Source organism: Rhodanobacter denitrificans (genome assembly GCF_003335105.1).
GTDB lineage: Bacteria > Pseudomonadota > Gammaproteobacteria > Xanthomonadales > Rhodanobacteraceae > Rhodanobacter > Rhodanobacter denitrificans_A.
In genome coordinates, this window is sequence record NZ_QFWQ01000008.1 from 196,903 (window position 1) to 214,236 (window position 17,334).

A 17,334-nucleotide genomic window follows, 5' to 3' on the forward strand; every position below is an offset into this window, starting at 1 on the left:
GGAGAACCGTTCGCGGCGATGCGCGCGAAGAAAACGCGGATCACGCCACGGCTTCACGCGTCTTCCACATCGTCTTCGCCCAGCACCGCCGACAGGGCCAGCGGCATGTCGCCTTCGCGACGGGCCAGCCACGGCCGCCCGCGGTGCCAGCCGACGAGTTGCCAACCGCGCAGCCAGTGCTGCCGCTCGCGCCGACGATCCCACAACAGCACGCCGCGGTCGCGACGCAAGCGCGCGACGAACCAGCGGCCGCACGGACTGAAGGTCGCCTGCGGGCCGACATCGTCGATACGGTTTCCCGCCGCGAACCGATAGCAGTTCGCGCGATAAACCACGCGGCCGCCCAGCGGATCGAGCAGCTCGCCCGCTCCCGCCAGCCACTGCACCGGTTGCAGTTCGATGATTTCCGCGGGCGGGCCGATCGGCGCCATCGCCAGCTCGGGCCATTCGGCGGAAGGGGCCGCCGCCGGCGCGCGGCGCATGTCGCGATCGAGCCACGCCTCCAGCCCGGCCAGCAGGGTGTAGCCGGCCAGAGCACCCAGCAGGGCCGTACCCCAGGCGAACGCATCGCCGCCCAATGCCCGCTGCAGCGCAAACAGCACGCCGGGCAGTCCCCAGTTCAGGCCGCGGCGGATCAGCGCAGCATGTGCCTCCGCCAGCCGGTACTGCAGCAATACGACGCTCGCCGCCAATGCCAGCAACCCCGGCAGGCCGAGCCACCACGGCAGTGCGGCCAGCACGACCAGCCAGGCCGCCCGCGACAGCACGGCGCGCCATGGCGGTCCGCGGCGCCGGGCCATCGCTCAGCGCCCGGCGACGCGATGGCCGGTCAGCCGCACCACACGCGGGCGTTGCGGAACATGCGCATCCACGGCGAATCCTCGCCCCATTGCTGCGGATGCCAGCTCAGCTGCACGCTGCGGAACACCCGCTCCGGATGCGGCATCAGGATCGTCACGCGGCCATCGGCGGCGGTGAAGCCGGCCAGGCCGCCCGGCGAGCCGTTGGGGTTGAGCGGGAAGTTCTCGGTCGGCTTGCCGCGGTTGTCGACGAAGCGCACCGCGCCGTTCGACTTCGACGGGCTGCACGCATGCGGGAAGCTGACCCGGCCCTCGCCATGCGCCACCGCCACCGGGATGCGCGAACCTGCCATGCCCTTGAAGAAGATGCTCGGCGAATCGAGCACCTCCAGCGTGGCCACGCGCGACTCGTACTGCTCCGACGCGTTGCGCAGGAACTTCGGCCAGTGCTGCGCGCCGGGGATGATCTCCTTCAGCTGCGACATCATCTGGCAGCCGTTGCACACGCCCAGCGCGAACTTCGCCTCGTCGGCGAAGAACGCCGCGAACTGCTCGCGCAGCATGTCGTTGTACAGGATCGAGGTGGCCCAGCCGCGGCCCGCGCCCAGCACGTCGCCGTAGGAGAAGCCGCCGCAGGCCGCGAAGCCGCGGAAGTCGGCCAGCTTCACGCGCCCGCTGGACAGGTCGGACATGTGCACGTCCACCGCCTCGAAGCCGGCGCGGGTGAACGCAGCCGACATCTCGACCTGGCCGTTGACGCCCTGCTCGCGCAGGACCGCGATGCGCGGGCGTTCGCCCTTGCCGATGAATGGCGCGGCGACGTCCTGCGCCGGATCGAAGCTGAGCTTCGGGCTGATTCCCGGATCGGCGTCGTCCAGCCGCCACTCCAGTTCGGCATCGGCGCTCTGCGGGTTGTCGCGCAGGCGCTGCATCGCGTGACTGGTTTCGTTCCACGCCTTGAACAGCGTGCTCCAGTTCCACTTGAACAGGGTCTCGTCGCCAAGGAACAGCTTGATGCCCAGCTTCTCCTTGGGCCGGCCGATGCGGTGGCAGATGCCGGCCACGCCATGCTTGACCACCAGCGCCTCGAACGCCTCGCGATTCGCCTCGGCCACCTGCACCACCGCGCCGAGTTCCTCGTTGAACAGCGCGCGCAGGGTCGCTTCGGCCCAGCCGTCCAGATGGATCTCAAGGCCGCAGTGGCCGGCGAACGCCATCTCCAGCAGGGTGATCAGCACGCCGCCGTCGGAACGGTCGTGGTATGCCAGCAGCAGCCCGTTCGCATTCGCCTCCTGGATCAGCTCGAACAGCGCGCGCAATCGCTTCGCGTCGTCCAGGTTCGGCGGCACGCCGCCCGAACGGCCGAACACCTGGGTCAGCGCGGAGCCGCCGAGGCGGCTGCGCCCGGCGCCCAGGTCGATCAGCCACAGCGCGGAGTCGCCGCGATGGAGCCGCAGTTGCGGGGTGAGCGTGCGGCGCACGTCGTCGACGCGGGCGAAGCCGGTGATCACCAGCGACACCGGCGACACGGTGCGCTGCGCGCTGCCGCCGTCCTGCCACACGGTCTGCATCGACAGCGAGTCCTTGCCGACCGGAATCGAGATGTCCAGCGCGGGGCACAGCTCCATGCCGACCGCGTGCACCGCGTCGAACAGCGCGGCGTCCTCGCCGGGATGGTTGACCGCGGCCATCCAGTTCGCCGACAGGCGGACCTCGCCGAGACTGGCGATCGGCGCGGCGGCCAGGTTGGTGATCGCCTCGCCCACCGCCAGCCGCGCAGCGTCGGCGCTGGAGAGCAGGGCCACCGGCGCGCGCTCGGCCATCGCCATCGCTTCGCCGGCGTAGCCGTCGAAGTCGATCATGGTCACCGCGCAATCGGCCACCGGCACCTGCCACGGGCCGACCATCGGGTCGCGGTGGTTGAGGCCGCCGACGGTGCGGTCGCCGATGGTGATCAGGAAGCTCTTGCTGCCCACCGTCGGCAGCCGCAGCACGCGCAGCAGCGCCTCGTCCATGCCGATGCCGGTGAGGTCGGGCAGCAGGTCCACGCGCGGCTTGTGCCGGCTGGCGTCGCGATGCATCCGCGGCGGCTTGCCGAACAGCACGTCCATCGGCAGGTCGATCACGGTCAGCTCGCGGCGCGGGTCGGTCACCAGCAGCCGGCGCTCGGCGGTGGCGTCGCCGACCACGGCATACGGGCAGCGCTCGCGCCGGCACATGGCCTCGAACGCCGGCAGGTCCGCCGGCGCGATCGCCAGAACGTAGCGCTCCTGCGATTCGTTGCTCCACACCTGCATCGGCGACAGCGAAGGGTCATCGCAGGGAACCTTCGACAGGTCGATCACGCCGCCGACGCCGGCGTCGTTGAGCAGCTCGGGGATCGCGTTGGACAGGCCGCCGGCGCCGACGTCGTGGACGCTGACGATCGGGTTGGCGTCGCCGCAACGCCAGCAGGCGTCGATCACTTCCTGACAGCGCCGCTCCATCTCGGCGTTGTCGCGCTGCACCGAGGCGAAATCCAGTTCCTCGCTCGACGCACCGGACGCCACCGACGAGGCCGCGCCGCCGCCCAGCCCGATCAGCATCGCCGGGCCGCCCAGCACGATCACCTTGTTGCCCGGCTGCACCGCGCGCTTCAGCACGTGACCGGCGCGCAGGTTGGCCAGCCCGCCGGCGAGCATGATCGGCTTGTCGTAGCCGCGGCGCAGGCCGGCTTCGCCGGTCTCGTGCTCGTAGCTGCGGAAATAGCCGCCCAGGCAGGGCCGGCCGAATTCGTTGTTGAACGCGGCCGCGCCGAGCGGGCCGTCGCGCATGATCTCGAACGCGCTGGCCATCCGCGGCGGCAGCGGGCGATCCACTTCCCACGGCCGCGGCAGGCCGGGGATGCGCAGGTCGGAGACCGAGAAGCCGGTGAGCCCGGCCTTCGGCTTGCCGCCGCGGCCGGTCGCGCCCTCGTCGCGGATCTCGCCGCCGGCGCCGGTGGCGGCGCCCGGCCACGGCGCGATCGCGGTGGGATGGTTGTGCGTCTCCACCTTGATCGCGTAATCGATGCGCTCCTCGTGCCCGCGCCACACGCCATCGGCCGGGTCGGCGAAGAAGCGCCGGCCGGTGCTGCCCTCGATCACCGCCGCGTTGTCCGAATAGGCGGACAGCGTATGCGCGGGCGCGTGCTGGTGGGTGTGCTTGATCATGCCGAACAGGCTCTTGTCCTGTTCCACGCCGTCCACCGTCCAGCTGGCGTTGAACACCTTGTGCCGGCAGTGCTCGGAATTCGCCTGGGCGAACATGAACAGCTCGGCGTCGGTGGGGTCGCGGCCGAGTTCGGCGTAGCGGTCGGCCAGGTACTCGATCTCGTCGTCGGCCAGCGCCAGGCCCAGCCGCGCGTTCGCCGCGGCCAACGCGCCGCGGGGGTCGGCGCCGAGCGCCACGTGCACCAGCTCGCCGGGCGAACCGGCCAGGAACAGGCCCTGCGCGTCCTCGATCCGCTGCAGCACCGACTGCGTCATCGCGTCGTGCAGCACCGCCATGACCGCCGCGTGGTCCGGCGCCTCGGCCGGCGGCAGGCCGGCCACGAGCCATGCCAGGCCGCGCTCCACCCGGCGCACGTCGAAACCGGCGCCATGCAGGATGTCGGTGGCCTTGCTCGACCACGGCGAGATCGTGCCCAGCCGCGGCACCACCCACAGCGTGGCCGGCTCAGGCGTGACGACGTCCTTCGCCTCCAGCACGGCCAGCAGGCGCTGACGCAGCGCGCCCTCGGGCGCCGTCTCGGCATCGATGAAGTAGACGAACCACGAAGCCTGCACGCGAACGCCCCGATGCAGGGCATCGAGGCGGGCATTGAGGCGTTCGAGGCGGAACGGCGAGAGGGCGTTCTGCCCGTCGAGTACGATCATGCGGGGAACGAAACTGTGCGGAGGAAACGCCTATTCTACCCTATGCTGCAATACGGCATAGGCGGTCCGGGGCGCGCACCCCGGGACCGGGCGCAAGCGAGCCCTCAGCCGCCCTGCTTCAGCGCCTGCAGCAACTGCTCCGGAGTCACGTAGCCGCCCAGCATGCGGCCGTCCGGGCCGTAGATCGACGGGGTGCCGCTGACGCCCAGCTTCACGCCCAGCTCGAACTCGTCCTTGACCGGGTTGGCACAGGCCGCCGGTGCCGGCGCACGACCCTCCTTCGCGGCGGTGAACGCGGCCTTGCGGTCCTTGGCGCACCATACCGAGACCATCTCGGTGTAGGTCGGCGTGGGCCGCCCGGCGGTGGTCACCACGCCTTCGCGCGGCCACGCCAGGTATTCCACCGCGATGCCCGCCTTGTTGAACGCGGCGACGTGCTCGTGCAGCGCGCGGCAGAAGCCGCAGTTGACGTCGGTGAACACGGTCACCGTGTACTTCGGATTAGGCGGCGCGAACACGATGCGCTCGGACGCCGGCACCTTGGCCAGCTCGGCCTTGCGGAAACGCGCCCAGGCGTCGTCGCTGACGTTCTGCTTGCGGCTGAGGTCGATCACGTCGCCGTGCATCGCGTACTTGCCGTCGGTGCTCACGTAGAGCAACTGGCCGGCGGCGATCACCTGGTAGAAGCCCGGCATCGGCGCCGGCTCGATCGAATCGACCTGCACGTTCGCCGCCAGGCTGTGGATCGCCTGGCGCACCATCTGCTGCGCCGCCGGCGTCACCGCCGGGGCGGCGATCGGCGCCGCATCGTTCTCGGCGGCACACGCGCTCAGGGAAAGCCCGCCGATGCACAGCGCCAGCAACAGTTTCTTCAGCATCACCAACCTCGTTCGATCCGTGGCCGGCGCATTCACCGGCGGCAGAGGCGCATTCTCGCACAGGCGGCTGAACGCCATTCGGCGCACGATGCCGCAGAAGCCGATGATCGCCGCCCGCTTCGATGGTAGATTTTCGCCACACAGCTGCCCTGCAACGGCCCGGCGGAACCGCCTGGCCGCGCACGGCCCCTTCCGACAGCCTGAATCGCCCGGCGGAATCCTCGTGATCATTTGCGCTCCCAACGTGCTGACCCCCGAAGAACTCGGCGTGATACGCGGCGAACTCCAGGGCGCTTCGTTCGTCGACGGCGCCAGCACGGCCGGCTGGTCGGCACGCGAGGTCAAGAAGAATCTGCAGGTCTCCATCAACACCGAAAGCCAGGCCCGGCTGCAGGACATCGTGCGCGGCGCCTTCCTGCGCAATGCGATGCTGCAGACCTCGATTCTGCCGGCCGCGACCACGCAGGTGCTGTTCAACCGCTACGACGTCGGCATGCAATACGGTCCGCACGTCGACGCCCCGGTGATGGGCGGCCTCGGCAGCGCGGTGCGCACCGACGTGGCGATCACGCTCTTCCTGTCCGACGCCAAAAGCTACGCCGGCGGCGACCTGGTGGTGGAGAGCAACGGCGTGGAATACGGATTCAAGCTGGAAGCCGGCTCCGCCATCGCCTACCCGGCCAACTCCCTGCACCACGTCACCCCGGTCACCCAGGGCGTGCGTCATGCCGCGATCATCTGGGTGCAGAGCCAGGTACGCGACACCGCCAGGCGCGAGCTGCTGTGGGACCTGGACAACGCCAAGCGGCAGATCTTCGGCCGCGAAGGCAAGAGCGCCACGTTCGACGTCGTCAGCAAGTCGCATGCGAATCTGCTGCGGATGTGGGCGGAGGTGTGATTTCCATCGTCGATACAGGATCAGAAGCAGGCGCCGGCACAAAAACGTAGCAGTCGTCTGCATGGGAAACGCTCGGAAATTGTCCCGGATACCTTTTTCAGGATATCCCTTTAGTCGCGATCATAAACGTAAATTCGCGCATCATCCAGGAGAGTGACTTTTTTAAACCCCCAAAAAATAAATGCCTCTTTTAAAACAGTGAACATCTCGGGAAATATCTCGCCCAGACTGCGTGGCAGCTCAAGAGCAGTTATTTGGCATTCATCCCTGTCAGAAGCGTCCCAGCGTCTCTTGGTGAAGACCTTAATGTACATTTTCTTCCATTTCAGAAGATATTCATCATCACGCTCCGGCATCATTGAAGAAATGCCGGCCAAGAAAATGTCACGATCTCGATCAATGATCCAGTTAAATGGTCGCGTAAGCCCATACCTTCTTAGATGAAGGTAATTTCCTTCTTTGTCAGCATTATCTTCATGTACAAATTTCACAGATCATCCTATTTGAATGACAGGAATACAAAAATAAGTGGCCAGGTCCATTTACGTGCAACGCGGTAACCGCCGCGGCAACTGTCATCCCAAGCGACACGCTATCACCCCCGCGGATGATGCTGCGCATGCAGCCGCTTCAAGCCTTCCTTCGCCACCAGCGTGTAGATCTGGGTGGTGCTGAGCGAGCTGTGGCCGAGCAGCATCTGCAGGGCGCGCAGGTCGGCGCCGTGGTTCAGCAGGTGGGTGGCGAAGGAGTGGCGCAGCACGTGCGGCGAGATGCGTTTCGGGTTGATGCCGACTTTCAGCGCGTAGCGCTTGACCAGGGTCCAGAACATCTGCCGGGTCATGCCTTCGCCGCGCTGGCTGAGGAACAGCGCTGCCGGCTGGCGGCCTTTCGCCAATGCCGGCCGCGCGTCGGCCAAATAGGTGCCGATGCGCGCCAGCGCTTCCTCGCCGACCGGCACCAGCCGGTCCTTGCCGCCCTTGCCGGTGACCCGCAGCACACCCTGGCGCGGGTTCAGCGCGGCCAGCGGCAACTCGACCAGCTCGGACACGCGCAGGCCGGAGGCGTACATCAGCTCCAGCATCGCGCGGTCGCGCAGGCCCAGCGTGGTCGTGGTGTCGGGCGCGTTGAGCAGGCCCTCGATCTCGCGCTCGGCCAGTGCCTTGGGCAGGCTGCGCGGCAGCTTCGGACGCTCGATCAGCAGGGTCGGATCGGCGAAGCCCGGTTCGCTGCGGGCGAGGAACGCGTAGTAGCGGCGGAACGCCGATTGCCGCCGTGCGATCGAGCGCACCGCCGCCGGCTGCGCGCCGTGGTACGCGGAGATGTCCTCGCGCCGCGCGGTGTGCAGGGTGCGCCCGCGCGCCGCGAGCCAGAGCGCCAGCGCTTCCAGGTCGCGGCGGTAGGCCTCCAGCGTGCGGTCGACCAGGCCGTCCTCCGACCAAACCCGTTCCACGAATGCGCTGATGCCCAGCCGGTCGGCTTCGGCGATACTGGCGCGGTTCTCTTCCTTCCTCATGCGCACGATGCTGGCCATTGCGCGCGCACTACGCAAGCGACCGAGCCACGATGCCCGCCAACCCCGCCACCACCGACATCCCCTGCCCGCCGTGGCGGCGCCTGTTGGCGCTGGTCTACGACCTGCTGATCGTGCTGGCGATCGTGATGGTGGTGGGCCTGCTGTGCCAGCTCGCCACCGGCGGCAACCTGATCCGCACCGGCGCGCGGACGGTCGTGCCGCTCTGGTACCAGGCGCTGCAGGGGGTGGTGGTGGCGGCGTACTTCATCAGCTCGTGGCGGCGCGGGGGGCAGACGCTGGGCATGCGGCCGTGGCGCATCCGGGTGACCCGCGACGACGGCGGCACGCCGACGCTGCAGCAGGCGCTGATCCGCGTGCTGGTGGCGGCCGCGCCGCTGGTGCTGTTGCTGCTGGCGCCGGTAGCCGGGCTGCGCGCGACGCTGTGGACGCTGCTGGCGGTGTGGGCCGGCTGGTTCGCCGTGGCCCTGTTCGACCCGCGCCGGCGCGCGCTGCACGACATCGCGGCCGGCACCGAGATCCGCGTGCTGGGCTGAGCTTCACACTCCGCTCAGTGCATCCACGCTTCAATTCTCCGATGCCCGCACCGCGCCCTGCCGAAAGCCGCAGCAACGCCGAACTGATCCGCGCCAACCGCGGCTTCTACGAATCGCTGTGGTCCGAGGCCCAACTGATCGGACCGGAGCGCTTCAACACCTGGCCGCTGCTGCGCGAGCTGGCCGACGCCGCGCCGCGGCGGCTGGAGGTGGCACCGGGCCTGCGCCCACGGCTGCCGTTGCACGGCACCTGCTTCGTCGATCTGAGCCATGCCGCGCTGCGCCGCCTGCAGGCGAGCGGAGCCAATGCGGTACACGGCATGATCGGCGCCCTGCCATACGGCGACGACAGCTTCGACCTGGTCTGCGCGCTCGACATCCTCGAACACGTCGCCGACGACGATGGCGCGCTGGCCGAACTGGCGCGCGTGGCGGCACCTGGTGCCAGCGTGCTGCTGTCGGTGCCGCTGCACCCGGCGGCATGGACCGCGTTCGACGATTTCGTCGGTCACTGCCGCCGCTACGAACCGGAGCGGATCGTGGCGTTGCTCGCACGGCACGGTTTCACCATCGAACGCAGCGCGGTGTACGGCATGCAGCCGAAATCCTCGCGGCTGCTCGACCTCGGCCAGTGGTATCTGACCCATCGGCGCGAGCGCGCGATGTGGTGGTACAACCGGGTGTTCATGCCGCTGGGCCTGCACTTCCAGAAGCCCTTGCTGTGGCGCGCCGGGCTCGGCGACACCGCGGGGGTCGACGAGCTGCTGCTGCGCTGCAGTTACCGGCCGGTTTCAGCGGCAAGTCACTGATCAGGTTGGCAAGCCGCGATTGTGGCATCGCAACACACGGCGGGAAAACGGCGCTAAGATGCCTCCTTTCGCCTGCGGCCAGCCCACTCCGATGCTCTATCAGATCCACGAATGGCAACGTGCGTTCCTCGGCCCGCTGAGCCATTTCGCGCAAGCCGGCGCGCGCATGCTCAACGACGCCAGCAGCCCGTTCGCGCAGATGCCCGGCGCCCAGCGGATGGCCGCCGGCTACGAGCTGGTCCATCGCCTCGGCAAGGACTACGAGAAGCCCGCCTTCGGCATCCACACCGCCACCGCGCACGAGCACGAGATCGCGGTGATCGAGCGGGTCGCGCTGGACAAGCCGTTCTGCCAGCTGAAGCGCTTCAAGCGTTTCAGCGACGACCCCGGCACCATCGAGAAGATGAAGAACGACCCGGTGGTGCTGGTGGTGGCGCCGCTGTCCGGCCATCACGCCACGTTGCTGCGCGACACCGTGCGCACGCTGCTGCGCGACCACAAGGTCTACATCACCGACTGGGTCGACGCGCGCATGGTGCCGGCCGCGGCCGGTCCGTTCGGGCTGGACGACTACATCGCCTGCGTCCAGGAATTCATCCGCCACATCGGCGCATCCACCCTGCACGTGATCTCGGTATGCCAGCCCACCGTGCCGGTGCTGGCGGCGGTATCGCTGATGGCCGCGCGCGGCGAAGCCACCCCGCGCAGCATGACCATGATGGGCGGCCCGATCGACCCGCGCCGCAGCCCCACCAGCGTCAACAACCTGGCCACCACCCAGCCGCTGTCCTGGTTCAAGGGCAACGTGATCCACACGGTGCCGCCGAACTATCCCGGCCGCGGCCGCGAGGTCTATCCGGGCTTCCTGCAGCACGCCGGCTTCATCGCGATGAACCCCGGCCGCCACCTCAACTCGCACTGGGATTTCTACCAGGACCTGCTGCGCGGCGACCTCGACGACGCGGAATCGCACCGCAAGTTCTACGACGAGTACAACGCCGTGCTCGACATGCCGGCCGAGTTCTACCTCGACACGATCGACAAGGTGTTCCAGCAGTTCCTGCTGCCGCGTGGCCTGTGGGACGTGGCCGGCGAACGGGTGAACCCCGCCGCCATCGAACGCACCGCCCTGCTCACCATCGAGGGCGAACTGGATGACATCTCCGGCCTCGGCCAGACCGAAGCCGCGCATGAGCTGTGCAGCAGCATCCCGGCTACGCGCCGCGTGCACAAGGTGATCGAAGGCGCCGGCCACTACGGCATCTTCAGCGGCCGCCGCTGGCGCGAAACGGTCTACCCGCAGGTGCGCGACTTCATCCGCCAGTTCGACGCCGCCCCGGCAGGCGCGCGCAGCGTGGTGAAGCTCAGCGACGCGCGAAAAACGCGCTGAATGCCGCGACGACGCGCTCGACGCCGTCGTCGTCGACATCCAGATGCGTCACCAGGCGCAGCGTGGGCAGGTAGCCGATGCTGATGCGGATGCAGGCCTCGCGCAGGTGCGCATCCAGCTCGCGCAGGCGCCCGGCAGGCACGTCGACGAACACCATGTTGGTGTACTGGCCGAGCAGGTCGATGCCGGCGATCTCGCGCAGGCGGCCGGCCAGGTAGGCGGCGCGGCGGTGGTCGTCGGCCAGCCGCGCCACGTGGTGATCCAGCGCGTACTGACCCGCCGCGGCCAGCATGCCGGCCTGGCGCCAGCCTCCGCCGGTGACCTTGCGCCAGCGACGAGCCTTGTCGACCAGCGCGTGCGAACCGAGCAGCACCGAACCGACCGGCGCGCCAAGCCCCTTGGACAGGCATACGGAGACGGTGTCGAAGTGCCGCGCGATCTCGCGCGCCGGCACGCCACCGGCAACCGCGGCGTTGAACAGGCGCGCGCCATCCAGGTGCAGGCCGAGTCCGTGCGCGCGCGCCACGTCGTGCGCCGCCTGCAGATAATCCAGCGGCAGCGTGCGGCCGTGCCAGGTGTCCTCAAGCGCCAGTACGCGGGTGCGCGCGAAATGCGGATCGACCGGCTTGATCGCCGCCTCGATGCGTTCCAGCGGCAGCGAGCCGTCGGCCGCCTGCACGATCGGCTGCGGCTGGATCGAGCCCAGCACCGCGGCACCGCCGCCCTCGAACTTGTAGGTGTGCGCATCCGCGCCGACCAGGTACTCGTCGCCGCGCTCGCAATGGCTCATCAGCGCCAGCAGGTTGGACTGGGTGCCGCTGGGCACGAACAGGCCGGCATCGAAACCGAGCTCGTCGGCGAGGCGCTGCTGCAATGCGTTGACCGTGGGGTCCTCGCCGTAGACATCGTCGCCGACCTCGGCCGCCAGCATCGCCGCGCGCATCGCGGCGGTGGGGCGGGTCACCGTGTCGCTGCGCAGGTCAACCCATTCCACGATGCACTCCTCGATTGCCGGCAAAGGCGGCCAGCTTGGCTGCATCGCATGCGCCGGGCAAGCCCTCGGTGATTCAGACGCGCCGGCGGAAGTACAGCCATGCGGCGAGCGCCAGCACCATTGCCGGCAGCAGGTTCGCCAGCAGCGGCGGCATGCCGTACACGGTGCCGAAATTCACCATCGCCTGCTGCAGGAAATACCAGCCGAGCGCCAGCAGGATACCGATGAACATGCGCTTGCCCAGGCCGCCCGAGCGCAGCGCGCCAAACGCGAACGGCATCGCGCACAGCACCAGCACCAGCACGTTGAGCGGATACAGCGCACGCCGCCAGAACGCCACCGCGTAGCTGCCCGAACTCTGGCCGTTGCCTTCCAGGTAATCCATGTTGCGGCGCAGGTCGCGCATCGAGAGGTATTGCGGCTGGATCACCGACTGCGCCAGCACCTGCGGGTTGAGGCTGGACCGCCATGGCAGGCTGGCATCGGTGCTGGCATGCGTGCCCTGCGCATCGAGCGTGGTGGTGCGCGCGTCGTGCAATACCCATTGCCGGCCGTCGTGATCCGCGGTCCTGGCCTGGCGGAAGCGGCTGACCTGGCCGTCGGCGGTGAAGGTGAAGATGCGCACGTCGCTCAGCTGTACCGTGCCCACGCCGTCGCGCTGCTTCAGCGAGGTGCCGCGGGCGTTGATGATGTCGTCGCCGTCGCGCGCCCACAGTCCGCTGCTGGTGCCCATGCCGAGGCTGCCGGTCTTCGCGCGCAGTTGCATCGCCTGCGCCTGCTGGTCGCCCCACGGCGCCAGCGTCTCGCCCATCACCACCACGGCGACGATCAGCACCGCGACCACGCCCACTGCGGAACCGGCGATGCGCAGCCGCGACATGCCGGCCGCACGCAGGGCGGTGAGCTCCCCGGTGCCGGCCAGTCCACCCAGCCCGAGCAGGCCGCCGATCAGCGCCGAATTGCCGAACATCTCGTAGGCGCGGCGCGGGAACGTCACCAGCACGTAGACCACCGCGTTGCTCAATGTGTAGCCATGCCTGCCGACGTTGCCGAGCTGGCGCAGCAGCTGGGTGACCGCGTCGAAGCCGGTCAGCACCAGCCACACCATCAGCAGCGAGCCGAGCACGCTCATCGCCACCAGCCGGTCGACCCGCTTGATGTTGAACACCGTCATGCCGGCATACCCGCCTGCGATCGCACGGACCGGCGCGGGGCGTACTGCTGCCACAGCATCCAGCCGGCCAGCGCCAGCACCAGCGCATGCAGCAGCCACAGCGGCGCCTCGCCGTGCCAGTGGCCCTTGCCGATCTGGGCGCGGCCCAGCGCCAGCAGGGTGTAGTAGAGATAGAACGCAACCACCGCCAGCAGCAGGCGGCCGTACTTCGGCTCGCGCGGGCTCTGCCGCGCCAGCGGCAGCGCCAGCAGCAGCAGCACCAGGGTCAGCGGCGGTGCGTTGGCGCGCCAGGCGAATTCGGCTCGGTCGCCCGGGTCGGTCGACTTGAACAGGGTCCAGCTGCCCTTCGAGTGCGACGGATCGTCGTCCTCGTCACCCTTCACGCTGGACAGCGAGGTGTCGTTGCGCTGGTAGCGCATCTGCCGCCAGTTGTTCGCACCGAGCGGGATGTCGTATTGCCAGCCGTCCTTGAACGCGATGAAACGGCCGTCGCCGTTGCTCTCCTGGTACAGCTCGCCGCTGGCGGCGCTGACCACCTTCACGTGCAGCGTGCCGTCCTTGCTGCTGCTCTGGGTGGCCACGAAGGTACGCCCCAGTTTGCTGCCGTCGCGGCTGATGCTGTCGACGAAGATGATGCCGCCCTTGCCCGGCAGCTCGGTGAAGCGCCCCGCATCCAGGCCGGCGGCGATCACCGAGCGGTTCGCCTCGGTCACCAGCGCGTCGCTGGTGCGCACCGCCCACGGTCCCAGCCACAGCGAAACCAGCGCGGTGATCGCCACCAGCATCGCGCCGAGGATCAGTACCGGCCGCAGCAGCCCGCCCGGTCCCATGCCGGAAGACGACAGCACGTGCATCTCGCTCTCGCGGTACATCCGGCCCAGCCCCATCAGCACGCCGACGAAACTGGCCAGCGGCATCATGTTGGTCAGCCCGTCGAGCGTGCGCAGCCCCAGCACCTGGAACATCACGCTGGCCGGGAAGCTGCCGTTGGCGACCTGCTGCAGCACCTTGGCGAATGCGCTGCCGGCGACGATCACCAGCAGCACGACCACGGTGGCGGCCACGGTCTGCGCCAGCTCGCGCAGGAAATAGCGGTCGAGGATGCTCAGCATGCGATAAACTTGTCTGCTTATCCGGCCCGGCGGCGATCGCCGGCAAGCCGCCAGTCTAGCCTGTCCGGCCACTGCCGGGCCCACGCAGGAACGCCCGATGACCCTCCAGTTCAGCCTCGGCACCGCCGCCCCCGCCACCGTCGACAGCGCCTGTGTGCTGGTCGGGGTCTACGAGCAAGGCGTGCTGACCAGCGCCGCGGCCCAGCTGGACAGCGCCGCCGATGGGGCGATCAAGCGCCAGGTGGAGAGCGGCGACATCAGCGGCAAGGCGGGCTCCACCACCGTGCTGTTCGCGCCGGCCGGCATCGCCGCACAGCGCGTGCTGGTGGTCGGCCTGGGCGCGCAGAAGTCGTTCGACGCGGCACGCTTCCAGAAGGTGAACATCGAGGCTACGCGCGCGCTGGCCCGGCTGCCGGTGGCGAACGCGGTGTCCTACCTCACCGAGGTGGACGTGCCCGGCCGCGACAGCGCCTGGCGCGTGCGCACCGCCGCGCTGGCCTGCGACCATGCCGCCTACCGCTACACCGCCACCTTCAAGCCGCGCGACAAGAACAAGCAGCCGGAACTGGCTGCGCTCACCTTCGCCGCGGGCGCCGAGGCACAGGGCGGCCTCGACCAGGCTTTGGCGATCGCCGAGGGCGTGCGCTTTGCCCGCGAGCTGGCCAACCTGCCGCCGAACATCTGCAACCCGGCCTACATCGCGGCGCAGGCCCAGGCCTTCGCCGACGCGCAGGACAAGGTCGGCTGCAGCGTGCTCGATGAAGCGGGGATGGAGAAGCTCGGCTTCGGCTCGCTGCTGGCGGTGGCGCGCGGCTCGGTCAACAAGCCGCGCCTGATCGCACTCGAATACAAGGGCGGCAACGACGGCGACAAGCCATACGCGTTCGTCGGCAAGGGCGTCACCTTCGACTCCGGCGGCATCAGCCTGAAGCCCGGCGCCGGCATGGAGGAGATGAAGTTCGACATGGGCGGCGCCGCCGGCGTGCTCGGCGCGTTCGTGGCCGCGGTGAAGATGGGCCTGAAGCTCAACCTGGTGTGCGTGGTGCCGGCCGTGGAAAACATGCCCGACGGCGACAGCTACCGCCCCAGCGACGTGCTGACCAGCCTGTCCGGCCTCACCATCGAGGTGCTCAATACCGACGCGGAGGGCCGCCTGATCCTGTGCGATGCGCTCACCTATACCGCGCAGACGTACCAGCCGCAGGCGCTGATCGACGCCGCCACGCTCACCGGCGCCTGCGTGATCGCGCTGGGCAAGCACGCGAGCGGCCTGATGAGCAAGCACGACGACCTCGCCGCCGAGCTGCTTGCCGCCGGCGAGGAAACGCTGGACCGCGCCTGGCGCCTGCCGCTGTGGGACGACTACCAGGTGCAGCTCGACTCCGGCTTCGCCGACGTGGCCAACATCGGCGGCAAGAGCGCCGGCGCGATCACCGCCGGCTGCTTCCTGTCGCGCTTCACCGACGGCCAGCGCTGGGCCCACCTGGACATCGCCGGCACCGCCTGGGAGGAAGGCCGCAAGGGCCTCGCCACCGGCCGCCCGGTTGCACTGCTGGCGCAGTGGCTGCTGGACCGCGCCGGCTGAATCCACCACGGAGCCGACCTGCCATGCCCCGAGCCGACTTCTATCTGATCGACAAGCCGCGCTTCCGCGAGCAGCCGCTGCTGCTGGCGTGCGAGCTGGCGAAGAAGGCATTCGAGTCGCAGCAGCCGACCCTGGTGCTGACCCGCGACTTCGCCCAGGCCGAGGCCCTCGACGAACTGCTGTGGGCGTTCGACGACGACGCGATGGTCCCGCATCAGCTGGCCGGCGACGACGATGACGACGACACCGCCGTGCTGATCGTGCCACCGGGCATCGACACCGCCGACCGCGCGCTGGTGATCAACCTGCGCGAGACCTGTCCCGCCGGCCGCTACCAGCGCGTGCTGGAGGTGGTGGCCGCCGACCCGGCCGAGCGCGACGGCTCGCGCACGCGCTGGCGCGAATACCAGCGGCTCGGTTTCGAGCTGCACAAGTTCGACATGTAGCAGAGCCTGTTCAACGTCCCCGAATGCCTCGCGCCGGGAGCTGTTTGCACGCAGGCCAAGGAAGAACGAGGGCACGCGGGGAGAGTCCATGGATGGACTCGGCTTTGAGGAGCGAGGAGTGGACGTCCGTCCACGACCGAGTGATGACGCCGGCATGTGGGCAAACAGACCCGGCCCGAAGGGTTGTCATCGAGTGGCCGCCATGCGGCAGCGCGCGGCTTGACCTGACGGCCAGTCAGGTGCTCCGCCACGCACTACCACCTAGCGGCCACTCGATGACAACGCGAGGCATTCGGGGACGTTGAACAGGCTCTCATGCCGGCATCGGCGCATCCGCGCCGCCCAGCACGCGCGCCAGCGCATCGGCGAGGCGTTCGCCGCTGACCGGCTTGCGCAGGAAGCCGTCCATCCCCGCCGCCCGCGCCTTCGCCTCGTCCCCGCTGCCCGAGCGCGCCGTCACCGCCACGATCGGCAGGTGCTGCCCCGCGCGCTCGCGCTGGCGGATCAGCCGCGCCACCTGGAACCCGTCCACCCCTGGCAGGTCCAGGTCCAGCAGCACCGCGTCGACGTCCGCATGCGCCAGCTCGGCCAGCGCCGCCAGCCCGTTCACCACGTGCACCACCGTATGCCCCTCCCGCTCCAGCAGCCCGCGGATCACCGTCGCCACGATGGTGTCGTCCTCCACCAGCAGCAGGTGGCAGGGACGGCCCGGCGCCCACGCCACCGGCACCGACGACGCCGGCACCGCCAGCGGCAGCCGTACACGGAACGTGCTGCCGTGCGCCAGCCGCGACTCCAGCTCGATGCTGCCGCCCATCATCTCCACCAGCTCGCGGCAGATCGCCAGGCCCAGCCCGCTGCCCACCCGCCGCTGCGGCCCCTCCGCCTGCTCGAAGCGCTGGAACAGCCGCGCCTGGCTCGCCTCCGGGATGCCCGGACCGGTGTCGCTCACGCTCAGCAGCAGCCCCTCTTCCGTGCGCTGCGCCCGCAGCGTCACCTTGCCGTGCTCGGTGAACTTCAGCGCGTTGCTGGCCAGGTTCAGCAGGATCTGCTTGATCCGCAGCGCGTCGCCGAGCAGCCGGGCTGGCAGGTCCTCGGCCACTTCCAGCACGAAGCGGATGCCCTTGGCGTGCGCCAGCCCCTGCTCCAGCTGCACCACGTCCTCCAGCAACTGGCGCGGCTCGAACGGCGCCGGCTCCAGCTCCAGCCTGCCCGCCTCGATCCGCGCCAGGTCCAGCGCGTCGTTGAGCAGCTTCAGCAGCATCCCGCCGGAGCGCTGCATCGC

15 protein-coding genes are annotated in these 17,334 nt (G+C 69.3%); 6 read left to right on the plus strand and 9 right to left on the minus strand.

Features of this window, described 5'->3' with window-relative positions; genetic code table 11:
• Nucleotides 1-53: 53 nt before the first annotated feature.
• From DEO45_RS13950 to DEO45_RS13960, 3 genes are all read right to left on the minus strand, one after another.
• A complete protein-coding gene (locus DEO45_RS13950) occupies nt 54-800 on the minus strand; it encodes a hypothetical protein (RefSeq protein ID WP_114344798.1) in 747 nt (248 codons plus the stop codon).
• Nucleotides 801-829: 29 nt separating this feature from the next.
• Nucleotides 830-4,696: a phosphoribosylformylglycinamidine synthase gene (gene purL, locus DEO45_RS13955; protein WP_114344800.1), complete on the minus strand. Its 3,867-nt coding sequence runs from the start codon at nt 4,694-4,696 to the stop codon at nt 830-832.
• A gap of 104 nt (nt 4,697-4,800) precedes the next feature.
• Nucleotides 4,801-5,574, minus strand: coding sequence for a DsbC family protein (locus DEO45_RS13960; protein WP_114344855.1), 774 nt, complete (start codon nt 5,572-5,574; stop codon nt 4,801-4,803).
• A 223-nt stretch (nt 5,575-5,797) separates the two neighbouring features.
• Here DEO45_RS13960 and DEO45_RS13965 point away from each other — a divergent pair, with 223 nt between their 5' ends.
• Nucleotides 5,798-6,472 carry a Fe2+-dependent dioxygenase gene (locus DEO45_RS13965; protein ID WP_114344803.1) on the plus strand — a complete coding sequence of 225 codons (675 nt, stop codon included), beginning with the start codon at nt 5,798-5,800 and terminating at the stop codon, nt 6,470-6,472.
• Between the two features lie 110 nt (nt 6,473-6,582).
• Here DEO45_RS13965 and DEO45_RS13970 read toward each other — a convergent pair whose 3' ends face one another.
• The gene (locus DEO45_RS13970; RefSeq protein ID WP_147269700.1) at nt 6,583-6,963 is read right to left on the minus strand and encodes a hypothetical protein; all 381 of its coding nucleotides are present in this window, start codon (nt 6,961-6,963) and stop codon (nt 6,583-6,585) included.
• 104 nt (nt 6,964-7,067) lie between these two features.
• The gene (xerD, locus tag DEO45_RS13975) at nt 7,068-7,985 is read right to left on the minus strand and encodes a site-specific tyrosine recombinase XerD (RefSeq protein ID WP_114344857.1); all 918 of its coding nucleotides are present in this window, start codon (nt 7,983-7,985) and stop codon (nt 7,068-7,070) included.
• Between the two features lie 50 nt (nt 7,986-8,035).
• On the opposite strand from xerD, the gene DEO45_RS13980 reads away from it, so the two are divergent.
• The 3 genes from DEO45_RS13980 (at nt 8,036) to DEO45_RS13990 (ending at nt 10,738) form a co-directional block, all read left to right on the plus strand.
• On the plus strand, nt 8,036-8,539 hold the full coding sequence (locus tag DEO45_RS13980; protein ID WP_114344807.1) for an RDD family protein: 504 nt from the start codon (nt 8,036-8,038) through the stop codon (nt 8,537-8,539).
• A gap of 41 nt (nt 8,540-8,580) precedes the next feature.
• Nucleotides 8,581-9,348, plus strand: a complete 768-nt coding sequence (locus DEO45_RS13985; protein ID WP_114344809.1) for a class I SAM-dependent methyltransferase — start codon at nt 8,581-8,583, stop codon at nt 9,346-9,348.
• A gap of 91 nt (nt 9,349-9,439) precedes the next feature.
• A complete protein-coding gene (locus DEO45_RS13990) occupies nt 9,440-10,738 on the plus strand; it encodes a polyhydroxyalkanoate depolymerase (protein ID WP_114344811.1) in 1,299 nt (432 codons plus the stop codon).
• Here the strand turns inward: DEO45_RS13990 and ltaE are convergent.
• The 3 genes from ltaE to lptF form a co-directional block, all read right to left on the minus strand.
• Nucleotides 10,713-11,732, minus strand: coding sequence for a low-specificity L-threonine aldolase (ltaE, locus tag DEO45_RS13995; RefSeq protein ID WP_114344859.1), 1,020 nt, complete (start codon nt 11,730-11,732; stop codon nt 10,713-10,715). The genes DEO45_RS13990 and ltaE overlap by 26 nt on opposite strands.
• A gap of 73 nt (nt 11,733-11,805) precedes the next feature.
• The gene (lptG, locus tag DEO45_RS14000; protein ID WP_114344813.1) at nt 11,806-12,906 is read right to left on the minus strand and encodes an LPS export ABC transporter permease LptG; all 1,101 of its coding nucleotides are present in this window, start codon (nt 12,904-12,906) and stop codon (nt 11,806-11,808) included.
• Nucleotides 12,903-14,018: an LPS export ABC transporter permease LptF gene (lptF, locus tag DEO45_RS14005; RefSeq protein WP_114344815.1), complete on the minus strand. Its 1,116-nt coding sequence runs from the start codon at nt 14,016-14,018 to the stop codon at nt 12,903-12,905. The genes lptG and lptF overlap by 4 nt, the downstream gene beginning before the upstream one ends.
• Nucleotides 14,019-14,115: 97 nt before the next feature.
• Here lptF and DEO45_RS14010 point away from each other — a divergent pair, with 97 nt between their 5' ends.
• Together DEO45_RS14010 and DEO45_RS14015 are read left to right on the plus strand one after the other, a co-directional pair.
• The gene (locus tag DEO45_RS14010; RefSeq protein ID WP_114344817.1) at nt 14,116-15,603 is read left to right on the plus strand and encodes a leucyl aminopeptidase; all 1,488 of its coding nucleotides are present in this window, start codon (nt 14,116-14,118) and stop codon (nt 15,601-15,603) included.
• A 23-nt stretch (nt 15,604-15,626) separates the two neighbouring features.
• On the plus strand, nt 15,627-16,049 hold the full coding sequence (locus tag DEO45_RS14015) for a DNA polymerase III subunit chi (RefSeq protein WP_114344819.1): 423 nt from the start codon (nt 15,627-15,629) through the stop codon (nt 16,047-16,049).
• Between the two features lie 313 nt (nt 16,050-16,362).
• On the opposite strand, the gene DEO45_RS14020 is transcribed toward DEO45_RS14015, so the two are convergent.
• The coding region (locus tag DEO45_RS14020) for an ATP-binding protein (RefSeq protein WP_223250879.1) at nt 16,363-17,334 on the minus strand (972 nt) is incomplete at its 5' end.